At 36.9% G+C, this 10,471-nt stretch carries 12 protein-coding genes, 1 tRNA gene and 1 pseudogene; 13 read left to right on the top strand and 1 reads right to left on the bottom strand.

Features of this window, described 5'->3' with window-relative positions:
- Window positions 1–192 precede the first annotated feature (192 nt).
- From ACGF7G_RS16110 to ACGF7G_RS16150, 9 genes are all read left to right on the top strand, one after another.
- Window positions 193–771 carry a phage tail protein gene (locus tag ACGF7G_RS16110; RefSeq protein WP_387466795.1) on the top strand — a complete coding sequence of 193 codons (579 nt, stop codon included), beginning with the start codon at window positions 193–195 and terminating at the stop codon, window positions 769–771.
- 2 nt (window positions 772–773) lie between these two features.
- Complete coding sequence (locus ACGF7G_RS16115) at window positions 774–1,196, top strand: tail fiber assembly protein (protein WP_387466796.1); 423 nt, start codon at window positions 774–776, stop codon at window positions 1,194–1,196.
- A 424-nt stretch (window positions 1,197–1,620) separates the two neighbouring features.
- Entirely contained in the window at window positions 1,621–2,604 is a 984-nt protein-coding gene (locus tag ACGF7G_RS16120; RefSeq protein ID WP_387466797.1) for a tail fiber protein, read from the top strand.
- Between the two features lie 4 nt (window positions 2,605–2,608).
- A complete protein-coding gene (locus ACGF7G_RS16125; protein ID WP_387466798.1) occupies window positions 2,609–3,160 on the top strand; it encodes a tail fiber assembly protein in 552 nt (183 codons plus the stop codon).
- 325 nt (window positions 3,161–3,485) lie between these two features.
- A complete protein-coding gene (locus tag ACGF7G_RS16130; RefSeq protein ID WP_387466799.1) occupies window positions 3,486–5,189 on the top strand; it encodes a tail fiber protein in 1,704 nt (567 codons plus the stop codon).
- Window positions 5,190–5,194: 5 nt separating this feature from the next.
- On the top strand, window positions 5,195–5,728 hold the full coding sequence (locus ACGF7G_RS16135) for a tail fiber assembly protein (protein ID WP_387466801.1): 534 nt from the start codon (window positions 5,195–5,197) through the stop codon (window positions 5,726–5,728).
- A 505-nt stretch (window positions 5,729–6,233) separates the two neighbouring features.
- On the top strand, window positions 6,234–7,088 hold the full coding sequence (locus ACGF7G_RS16140) for a tail fiber protein (protein ID WP_387466802.1): 855 nt from the start codon (window positions 6,234–6,236) through the stop codon (window positions 7,086–7,088).
- A 308-nt stretch (window positions 7,089–7,396) separates the two neighbouring features.
- On the top strand, window positions 7,397–7,900 hold the full coding sequence (locus ACGF7G_RS16145; RefSeq protein WP_133812538.1) for a GNAT family N-acetyltransferase: 504 nt from the start codon (window positions 7,397–7,399) through the stop codon (window positions 7,898–7,900).
- Between the two features lie 259 nt (window positions 7,901–8,159).
- Window positions 8,160–8,909: a phage tail protein gene (locus ACGF7G_RS16150; protein ID WP_387466804.1), complete on the top strand. Its 750-nt coding sequence runs from the start codon at window positions 8,160–8,162 to the stop codon at window positions 8,907–8,909.
- Window positions 8,910–9,105: 196 nt separating this feature from the next.
- On the opposite strand, the gene ACGF7G_RS16155 is transcribed toward ACGF7G_RS16150, so the two are convergent.
- A tRNA-OTHER gene (locus ACGF7G_RS16155) sits at window positions 9,106–9,240 on the bottom strand.
- A gap of 78 nt (window positions 9,241–9,318) precedes the next feature.
- Here ACGF7G_RS16155 and ACGF7G_RS16160 point away from each other — a divergent pair.
- The 4 genes and pseudogenes from ACGF7G_RS16160 to ACGF7G_RS16175 form a co-directional block, all read left to right on the top strand.
- Window positions 9,319–9,549: pseudogene (locus tag ACGF7G_RS16160) on the top strand (Bro-N domain-containing protein); the annotation flags it as partial.
- A gap of 78 nt (window positions 9,550–9,627) precedes the next feature.
- Complete coding sequence (locus tag ACGF7G_RS16165; protein WP_387466805.1) at window positions 9,628–9,879, top strand: hypothetical protein; 252 nt, start codon at window positions 9,628–9,630, stop codon at window positions 9,877–9,879.
- Window positions 9,880–9,897: 18 nt separating this feature from the next.
- On the top strand, window positions 9,898–10,161 hold the full coding sequence (locus ACGF7G_RS16170; protein WP_133812541.1) for a type II toxin-antitoxin system RelB/DinJ family antitoxin: 264 nt from the start codon (window positions 9,898–9,900) through the stop codon (window positions 10,159–10,161).
- Complete coding sequence (locus tag ACGF7G_RS16175; RefSeq protein WP_133812542.1) at window positions 10,148–10,429, top strand: type II toxin-antitoxin system YafQ family toxin; 282 nt, start codon at window positions 10,148–10,150, stop codon at window positions 10,427–10,429. The genes ACGF7G_RS16170 and ACGF7G_RS16175 overlap by 14 nt, the downstream gene beginning before the upstream one ends.
- The last annotated feature ends 42 nt before the right edge of the window (window positions 10,430–10,471 follow it).

Here is a 10,471-nt window from a genome sequence, read left to right on the forward strand (position 1 = left end):
GTTTTTAATTTCAACGTGTTGGGTTGTTTATCCCTGCTAATCGTATAAAAATAATTGATCATTTAATTTATAAAGATGTTTCATTATTATTAATTTAAACTAGACTATGATTGACATGAATTACTGGAGATTTTTTTTCGGTAATTAAATATATTGCTTATAAAATAATGTTATTTAATTTAAGGAATGTATATGAGTGCTAAGAATGATTTTAAAGCTTTTTCTGTTAATAATAATTCTAATGTAATAAGTCAAGAAAAATATGAAGAAAGTCAGAGTTTGCAGACTGGGTTTCCACCAGAGAATATTCCCATTCATGTGTTAAATAAGGTGTTACGTCAGTCGTCAACGATATCGTCTGTCATCGCTAATTTTATCACGACACAATCTGGTGATAATGTTCTGGATGATGGTGACATAGTTAAACTTACCACGCAATTAGATAACGCTTTGGGAAAAAAAATCACAGCAGGATTTGATAGGAATAAAGCACTGCTCTCAGTAAATGGATGGTGGAAATGTGGTGATACTGGAATAATTATTCAATGGGGTCAGGAAGTTGGCAGTCTGAATCAAAGTGATTATAGAAATTTCCCGATTTCATTTCCCAATGCTTGTTGTCAAATAGTCACATCGTACTCCGACTTTGGTAACTATGGTTTTGGTTGTGCTGCTTCTGCTGTCTCTAAATCTCAGTTTATTGTGACATGCCGTGACGCTAGTGGAGCTCTCGCAAGTGCTGTTGTGAGATATTTAGCCATAGGGTACTAATTATGTATTACTACAGTGCAAAAAATAATGCTTTTTATCCGATAGAATTAAAACAAAGTTATATTGACGTTGGTTCATTTCCCGATGATGTAATAGAAGTGAGTGAATCGGTTTTTATTGAGTTTGTTGGCAATACTCCCCCGAAGGGTAAATGTCGTATAGCGGATAAAAATGGTTTACCCGCATGGGGTGATATTCCTCCGATGACTCAAGAACAACTGGCGCAACAGGCAGAGGCTCAAAAACAACGACTCATGTCAAAAGCCAATAAACAGCTAGCCCCTTTGCAAGATGCTGTTGATTTAAATATTGCCACCGAAGCAGAAAAAGCCGCTTTACTGGCATGGAAAGAACACAGAGTTATGTTGAACAGGATTGATATTTCACATGCGCCTGATATAGAGTGGCCGGAACAGCCGAAATAAAAATAGAACCCTGATAGACTGTTGATAAAGTGCTGGCTATTTAGTCAGCGCTTTGATTTAATAAAATATCGATAAAAATAAGTTTATTCTTATCCCTCCTGGTAGACTAACTAAAATGAGAAAGTCTTTGTGAATGTTATGTTATTCACTTATTCTAATGAAGTCATGAAACATTATCATAAAAATATAGTTAAGAAATGAAATAGATATGGAATAATAATTTCAAAATATTAAATGAAAATGATTTTGGTCTATTTTTTATTTCCGTCAATTATACAAAAATAGTTAATCTTATAAGTTATAAAAACATTCTGTTATTCTTTTTTTGAACTAGACTCTAATTGACATGCATTGTGATGAATCACCCGAGTAATGATTTAATATGTTAATTATAAAATGATATTATTTAATTTAAGGAGTATATATGAATCCTAAGAATGATTTTAAAGCTTTTTCTATTAGTAATAATGCTAATGTAGTAAGTCAGCAATTATATGAAGTAAGTTCAGAATTGCCGACTGGATTCCCGCCATATACTGTTACCACTCATGTATTAAATAAAGTATTGCGTCAAGCTTCAACAATATCGTCTGTTGTAGCTGATTTTATTGCGTCACAATCTGGTGAGGATGTTTTGGATGACGGTAATATAACTAAACTCACGCTACAATTAAATAAAGCCTTAGAACAAAAATTCATAACAGGCGTTCCCAATGCTTCATTAATACAAAAAGGTATTGTTCAGCTTACCAATGTGGTTGGTGATAGCGATACATTGGCTGTTACGCAAAAGCTGGTTCAAGAAATAGTAAACTCATTGCTTGCAGATATTAATAGTAGAGTACCTGATAGTCGAAAAGTCAACGGGAAAACGTTGACTGAGGATATTGAGATTTCAGCAATTGATATCGGAGCAAAACGCCCAGGTGATATCTATTTATCTGCACATCCAGCATCAGATTTGGCTAAAGGGGAGTATATTGCGAATGGTGATGTTTATGCGATTGATTCAATTGTTGGTAGATCATTGAATAATTTATCAGATGCATATAAGGCAGCATGGGGAATTAAGCTAAATGGTGATAAAATCAACCTTCCTAATCTGTTTGTTGATGGGAGAGGGGTATTTATGCGTGCGGGCTTGAATCCTGGTATGATACAGGGCGATGCGATTAGAAACATTACAGGTGATGTGGGGTTATGGCATGATGGGTTTATTGCTCGTACCAGCGGAGCATTCTATGGTGTTAATGCGACCTCCCAAATAAGTATTATGAAAAAGAATGCTCCTGATGAATTTACCAAATTTGCCTATGCCACTTTTGATGCTTCAAGGGTAGTTCCAACGGCAGACGAAAATCGCCCGCTCAATATCAGTATGATACCCGTAATTTATTTGGGATCATAAGGTAATGATAAATTATTATTTTGATCACATTAAACCACATCGACCCTTTATTGGGGTTGCTGATGCTAATCCGGGTAGTGAGTCCCCGGTGAATGCTTTACGAATAGAACCAAAATTTAAAGAAGGATTTTGGCCGTGTGAAAAATCAGGGCAATGGGTACTTGTCGAAAATAAAAAAGGAATTATGATTTACGATATTGAATCAGGCCAATCACAGGAGAATAAAGAAATCATTATTCCCGATGGTTTTACAGAACAGCCTCGTCCGTCACATTATCATAAGTGGAATGGTAAATGGGTGATGAGTAATCATGATGCGGAGCGATTAAATGCAGAAAAAAAGGCAGAAATGAAGCAATATGCTGAATCAAAAAAGCAACAATTAGTGGTTAAGGCCAGTGCAAAAATGGCGCCACTACAAGATGCTGTTGATTTAGGTATTGCCACCGAAGCAGAGAAAGCCGCTTTACTGGCATGGAAGAAATATAGGGTGATGTTGAATAGAGTTGATATTTCACTTGCTCCTGATATGGAATGGCCCGAACAACCAAAATAATAAAAATGGCTTGAGTAAGTAGGCAATTCATACAGTATTTTATTGATTCTGTAATTACACTACTGAAAGATTCAGTTTGAGATATGAAATAGAGGGAATAATTTCATGTGATTAATATAAATGTCTTGGATATATTTCTGGTTGCGATTTGTTTGGTTGTTTATTTCTTCTAATTATACAAAAATGATTATTCTTCTAAGTTATAAGAACATTTTATTATTGTTTTTATGAACTAAACTATGATTGTCGTAAATTATGAAGAATTGCTTTAACAATTATTAAACATATTGGTTGTGAATAATGCTATTCAATTTAAGGAGTATATATGAGTGCCAAGAATGATTTTAAAGCTTTTTCTATTGGTAGTAGTGCTAATATAGTGAGTCAAGAAAAGTATGAGGGAAACCAGAGCTTGCAGACTGGATTTACGCTAAATGATATTCCTGCTGATCTGTTAAACAAGGTATTACGTCAATCATCGACAATGGCATCTATGATAGCTAATTTTATCGCGACGCAATCTGGCGATGATGTTTTAGATAATGGTGATATAGCTAGACTCACTGAGCAATTAAATAGGGCTTTAGAAAAGGAAATTGCAACAAAAGCGCCAAATGCCTCATTAACACAAAAAGGCGTTGTTCAGCTTACTGATGTATTGGGCAATAGTGACACATTAGCTGTTACGCAAAAACTTATTCAGGAAATAATAAATTCATTACGTGACAATATTAATGCCAAAGTACATAATACCAGAAAAATTAACGGGAAAGTATTAGCTGAAGATATCAATATTACTTCTCAGGATATCTTTGCTGGGCAGGCGATTAATTTAGGTAATAATGCGAATTTGGATAATTACAAAACACCTGGGATTTATTATCAAGAACATAATTCCAGTGCTCAAAGTGGCAATAGTTATCCTGAGCCGTTCGCGGGTTCGCTTGTTGTATTGAAAGCGGCTGGGGTCGTTCAACGTTATTTCGTCTATAACAGCAGTCGGGTATATACACGTAGCCAATTCCATGATAATCCATGGACCCCTTGGATCAGTGAATATAATGCAGTGAATAAACCTACTGCTGAGGATGTTGGAGCATATACAAAAGCAGATTCTGATGCTCGATATATTACAGGGATCCGCAAAGTAAATGGAAAGATTTTAGCTGCGGATATCAATATTACTTCTCAGGATATCTTGGCTGACCAGGCGATTAATTTAGGCGGTAGTGCGAACCTGGATAGCTACAAAACACCAGGGATTTATTATCAAGAGTCTAATGCTCATGCTAAAAATGGCAGTAATTACCCTGAGCCATTCGCGGGTTCACTCGTCGTGTTGAAAGCGGCTGGGGTTATTCAACGTTATTTCGTCTATAACAGCAGTCGGGTATATACACGTAGCCAGTTTCATGATAATCCATGGACACCTTGGGTTAGAGAATATAACGCGGTAAATAAACCTACCGCTGAGGATGTTGGAGCGTATGCAAAAGCAGACTCTGATGCTCGATATATTACAGGGATCCGCAAAGTAAATGGAAAAGCTTTAGCTTCGGATGTTAATATTACTTCTCAGGATATCTTGGCTGGACAGGCGATTAATTTAGGTGGCAGTGCAAATTTAGATAGCTACAAAACACCGGGCATTTATTATCAAGAGTCTAATGCTCATGCTAAAAGTGGCAGTAATTATCCTGAACCGTTTGCAGGTTCACTTATTGTATTGAAAGCAGCTGGGGTCATTCAACGTTATTTCGTTTATAATAGCAGCCGGGTATATACACGTAGTCAGTTTCATGACAATCCATGGACACCTTGGGCTCAGGAATATAATACGTTAAATAAACCTTCTGCTAATGCTATTGAAGAGCATACGAAAGTCGAATCGGATAATCCTTATATTACTGGCGTTCGTCTTGGTGCTGAGATTTATAGCAAAGATGGAGATGATTCTGCCGAGATGCTTTATTCTAGCCCTATGCAGTTCTCTAGTAACGGTCAATGGTTCACTATCGTACGAGGATAATGATAATGAGTTTAATAAATGTTGGTCCATTTGAACAATATATACCTGACAGTGAAAACACTATTCAATTTGCGCTTTATCTTCAAGATAAGCAGGGCAATGATTGGTATAGCTCTCAAAGTCAATTTTCAATAGATACATTAAAAATTATGTATGATGCGACAGGTCTCATTCGTGCAATAACGACTGATGTATCTAAACTTGCACCACTTGGTTTTTCGGTCGCAGAAATTAATAAGAATGATGCTCCTATAGGGTTTGGTAAGAAAACCAAAGATAAATGGATATTTGACGGTCAGAAAATATTACTTTATGTTGCGACTAAAGAAGAATTAATAAAGAAAGCAGAACATGAGAAATTTCAACTACTGACTAAAGTTAATAATATCGTCACGCCACTACAAGATGCTGTTGACTTGGATATTGCTACAGAAGCTGAAAAAGAGGCTTTATTAGCATGGAAGAAATATAGAGTGATGTTGAACAGAGTTGATATTTCATTAGTCCCTGATGTTAAGTGGCCGGAACAGCCGAAATAATGAAAATGGTCTGAATAGATCGGCTATTTATACAATGATTTTGTTGATGTTGAAATACTGAGAGATTTAGTTTTGAACTTGAAATGGGAAAATTGTGGTAAGAAATAAGAGAGGGGAGAGGAGAATAATTTCTTGATATTGAGTTGCTTATTGCAATCAATTATAAGAAATTGTTAATATTATAAGTTATAAGAATATTTAATTAACCTGATCGAGTACTTAAGGCACGATCAGAGTTTTTGTAAAGACTCTGATCGTGGGAATCTTCAGACATTGCTAATTGAGAAGAGTTTTACTGTAAATTTGATGATTTTTGCCGGCAGTTTATACCTCAGTAGCATCCACAGCTGGTTAAAGATGGATCCTGGCTTTGCAACCACTAGATTTCGCTCTCTATGAGCGAAACTAAAAAACCGAATTTGAATTTACACGTCTCTGAATTGACTGTTGTTAAATAGAGATAGAATTAATTATAAAATAACATTATTTAATTTAAGGATTTTATATGAGTTCCAAGAATGATTTCAAAGCTTTTTCTATTAGTAATAATGCTAATGTAGCGAGTCAGGGAAGATATGAAGAAAGTAAGGATTTGCTGACTGGGTTTCCGACAAATGATGTTCCTACTCATTTGTTAAATAAAGTATTGCGTCAATCGTCAATCATATCATCTGTCGTAGCCAATTTCATTGCGACACAATCTGGTAATGATGTTCTGGATGATGGGGATATAGCTAAACTCACCGCACAATTAAATAGAGCTTTAGAACAAAAAACCACAACAAAAGTTCCAGATGCCTCGTTAACCCAAAAAGGCGTTGTTCAGCTTACAAATGTGATTGGCAATAGCGATACATTGGCGGTTACGCAAAAGCTTGTTCAGGAAATAATAAATTCATTGCGTGAAAATATTGATAGTAGGGTACCTAATACCCGGAAAGTGAATGGGAAGGCGCTAAGCTCGGATATCAGTTTGAATGCCGTGGATATAGGATTATATACCAAAGCAGAAATAGACCACCAAATCAATGCCAGAGGAACTAAAAATACAATCTTAAAATTAGAGAATGGTTGGTGGAAATGTGGTGATACTGGGATAATATTTCAGTGGGGAATATCTGATATTACTGGATATACCAATCCTAATATAAATGTTAGTTTCCCAATTCCTTTTCCACAAAAAATTATTATAGTTGGTCAGCAAGATAGTGGTGGTGGAACTACTACAGCAATTTGGCAAATAAATAATATTCAACTATCAGGTTTTACTGCGGCAAATCTTGGCACTTTGAGTCGCAATTCTAAAGAGTTTGGGCAGGTAGTTGCATCAAGATGTGTTTGGTACGCTTGGGGGTTTTAATGCCGGTACATTTCTTAACGATGTGATAAAGGTTAAAAAATTGGTTTTTTTATTGAGTTTGTAGGTAATCTGCCTCCAGAGGGTAAACACCGTGGCAGGCGAAGATAGTTTACCCGATGGAACAGCTTTTTAATAAATAGAGTAATTGATTGATAATTTTCCATGGCTATTTATATACAGATAACAAAAATCCGGAAAATTCGAATTTGAGCCTCTCGGTTGGCGCTAGTTCATCAGTGCTTCCCCATACTTCCTGCAAAATATCTATGTTAGTCTTAATGCTCAAATTAAAAGTCAGGAGTTTTTAAGTGAAGGATATAGTGATTCGCCATATTGAAGAAAGCGATTGTGAACAAGTTCATCAATTATACGCTAACCTGCAAGTTTACTGTAATACTTTGCAGTTGCCCTATCCTTCTCTGGAAACATGGGTAAAGCGCATTACGAATCTTCCTGAGGGGTGTTTCTGTTTGGTTGCCTGTATTGATGGGAAAATTGTGGGCCAGATAGGTATAGAAATATGTCAGAATTTGCGACGTCGCCACATTGCTACTTTTGGTATGGGGATACATGCTGATTATCAGGGACGTGGTGTTGGCAGTGAATTGATGAAGGCTATGCTCAATATGTGTGATAATTGGTTGAATATTGAACGTATAGAGTTGGAGGTATACACAGACAATAATGTTGCCATTGCATTATATAAAAAATTTGGGTTTGAGATTGAAGGAACCGCTAAACGTTACGCTTTTCGCAATGGTCGATATGCTGACGCTTATTACATGAGTAGGGTTTTAGATATTCGTGAGTGATCTCACTCTCTGTCAGGAAATTAGATTAAAATTTTAACTTTTGTGATCAATAGTCTTCAAATCAAGGGAGAATAAATCAATTCTCCCGATTGGCTTTTGTTTTAATAAAATTCAAGAAATAAAAAACAGTTAACCTTATAAACAATAAGAACACGTATTATTCTTTTTCTGAACTAAACTTTGATTGGTGTGGATTGGGGATTATTTTTATAATAATTCAATATATTGATTATAACATTATTTAGTTTAAGGAAGGTATATGAATCACAAGAGTGATTTTAAAGCTTTTTCTATTAGCAATGATGCTAATATAATTAGCCAAGAAAAATATGAAGAAAGTCAAAATTTGCAGGTAGGCTTTCCACCAGAAAATATTTCTATTTCTGTATTAAATAAGGCATTACGCCAATCATCGACAATAGTCTCTGTGATGGCTAATTTTATTGCGGAACAATCTAGCGATGATGTTCTGGATGATGGCGATATAGCTAAACTCACCGCGCAATTAAATAGAGCGTTAGAGCAGAAAATTTCAAATATTTCTAATATTCCTGTAGGTATTCCTGTTCCTTGGCCGACTGTGATACCACCTGCTGGGTGGTTGCAGTGTAATGGTGCGGTCTTTGATAAGTTGAAATTTCCAAAATTAGCAGAAGCTTATCCTGATGGTAGGTTACCTGATTTAAGAGGGGAATTTATTCGAGGTTGGGATGATAGCCGAGGTGTTGATAGTGGACGTAGAATTCTAACTCCTCAGGGAGATGCCATCAGAAATATCCAGGGTTCGTTCGCTGGCACGATAGCATCAAACTATCATTTGGCAGTAAGAGGCGCTTTTTATGCTAGTCAAGTGCTTGGAATAGCTACAGATGGCAGTTTCAAATCGGTAAATAATTCTAACACGGATACTCCATACGGCTTTGGATTCAACACGGCAAGGGTTGTTCCTGTAGCCTCAGAGAATCGCCCCCGCAACATAGCATTTAACTACATAGTGAGAGCAGCATAATGACAGAATAAAAATACTCAAAACCGACTTTATGCTAATTGATTAGGTAGTTTTATGTTTTTGGGTGAGTGGAGATGGTTTGTTAATGACGGTAAATGCTAGGTTTTAAATCGGAGTTTTACCATAATTTTACCAGAGCTAAATCCCGCAAATAAAAAACCAACCATAACTGGTTGGTTTTTCTGGGGAAATTTTGTCGGCATGATAGGGTTTGAACCTACGACTCCCGATCCCCCATAATTGGGGGCAGGGAAATGTGCTTCGTAAAGGGCTGGGCGCTGCACCAAAAGAAACCCGTGATTACATCCCCAAAGTGCTGGCGAACATGCCGCAACCAGAGGTACATGTAGCGGCTCAACGTTATTCGAATACGGTAAACAATCGAACATACGTATGGTGAGGTGACTGTATGAGCGCATTAGCTAAAATTAAAGCCGAAAGCGATTTCATCACGTTCAAATTCGGTCCTCATGAAATCCGTGTGATCAATAAAGATGGTGAGTCGTGGTTTGTAGCTAAAGATGTGTGTGACGCCATCGGATTGAGCAATTCTCGCGTTTCATTGCTTGCGCTGGATGATGATGAAAAGGGAGTAAGTTCAACTTACTCCCCTGGAGGAAGACAGGATTTATCAGTTGTCATACTACCGGCAATTCGTAAGACTGGAAGCTATCACAGTTCGATGATTTCTGACTTGTCATTTAACGGATAAATCTTAATGACCTTCGAAAATGGAACCGTTGTCAGTCAAAAGACACTGTATTCTGATGAGAAGGTCTTGACGTTAAACACGTTCATGGAACTTGCTCAGAGAGCTGGTTATCTCATCATTCACAGAGAAAACTTCATGAGCATGGAAACAGCTGGAAGTACTAATTTAAAAGCCAAGGACGGCTTACATATCCGACATTTTTTACTCATTAAAGTTGATGACAAACATTCACTGAATTACAATGTAATTCAATTATAATTCAGTGAGAGATCTTATATGGCTACAAACCAGCTAGTACAAACCCGTATTGATGGTGAGATTAAAGCAGAGGCGGCTGCCGTTCTGGCTGCTATGGGGCTAACTGTATCAGATGCCGTTCGCATGATGTTAACGCGAGTAGCAAGAGAAAAAGTGTTACCTTTTGAGCCTTTGATTCCCAATGAGACAACAATAGCCGCAATGAAAGAAGCTCGCAAAGGTTGCGGTAAATCATTCTCCACAGTAAAAGATTTAATGACCGATCTCAATGCGGACGATTGACTACGCAAGCCAGTTCAAGCGAGATTACAAGAGAGAAAAGAAAGGTCGGCATCGTGAAATTCTTGATGACGCATTTATGCCGGTGATTGAATTATTGGCTTCTGATAGCTTGTTAGAACCGAAATATTGCGATCATGCTCTTTCTGGTGATTGGAAGGATTTTCGAGATTGTCATATAAAGCCTGACTTGATACTGATTTATCAGAAGCCAGACGCGGACACATTGCGCCTTGTCCGTCTTGGTTCTCACTCAGAGCTTGGCTTATAACACCTTTGACAGGCCAGAATCAATCTGAAATACAGCCCCTTG

The organism is Photorhabdus sp. RM323S (assembly GCF_042879375.1).
Classification (GTDB): Bacteria; Pseudomonadota; Gammaproteobacteria; order Enterobacterales; family Enterobacteriaceae; genus Photorhabdus; species Photorhabdus tasmaniensis.

Excerpts from the sequence above, each read along its gene's own strand:
- ACGF7G_RS16110 (WP_387466795.1), top strand. The coding sequence starts at position 193 with ATGAGTGCTAAGAATGATTTTAAAGCTTTTTCTGTTAATAATAATTCT.
- ACGF7G_RS16115 (WP_387466796.1), top strand. The coding sequence starts at position 774 with ATGTATTACTACAGTGCAAAAAATAATGCTTTTTATCCGATAGAATTA.
- ACGF7G_RS16120 (WP_387466797.1), top strand. The coding sequence starts at position 1,621 with ATGAATCCTAAGAATGATTTTAAAGCTTTTTCTATTAGTAATAATGCT.
- ACGF7G_RS16125 (WP_387466798.1), top strand. The coding sequence starts at position 2,609 with ATGATAAATTATTATTTTGATCACATTAAACCACATCGACCCTTTATT.
- ACGF7G_RS16130 (WP_387466799.1), top strand. The coding sequence starts at position 3,486 with ATGAGTGCCAAGAATGATTTTAAAGCTTTTTCTATTGGTAGTAGTGCT.
- ACGF7G_RS16135 (WP_387466801.1), top strand. The coding sequence starts at position 5,195 with ATGAGTTTAATAAATGTTGGTCCATTTGAACAATATATACCTGACAGT.
- ACGF7G_RS16140 (WP_387466802.1), top strand. The coding sequence starts at position 6,234 with ATGAGTTCCAAGAATGATTTCAAAGCTTTTTCTATTAGTAATAATGCT.
- ACGF7G_RS16150 (WP_387466804.1), top strand. The coding sequence starts at position 8,160 with ATGAATCACAAGAGTGATTTTAAAGCTTTTTCTATTAGCAATGATGCT.
- ACGF7G_RS16165 (WP_387466805.1), top strand. The coding sequence starts at position 9,628 with ATGACCTTCGAAAATGGAACCGTTGTCAGTCAAAAGACACTGTATTCT.
- ACGF7G_RS16170 (WP_133812541.1), top strand. The coding sequence starts at position 9,898 with ATGGCTACAAACCAGCTAGTACAAACCCGTATTGATGGTGAGATTAAA.
- ACGF7G_RS16175 (WP_133812542.1), top strand. The coding sequence starts at position 10,148 with ATGCGGACGATTGACTACGCAAGCCAGTTCAAGCGAGATTACAAGAGA.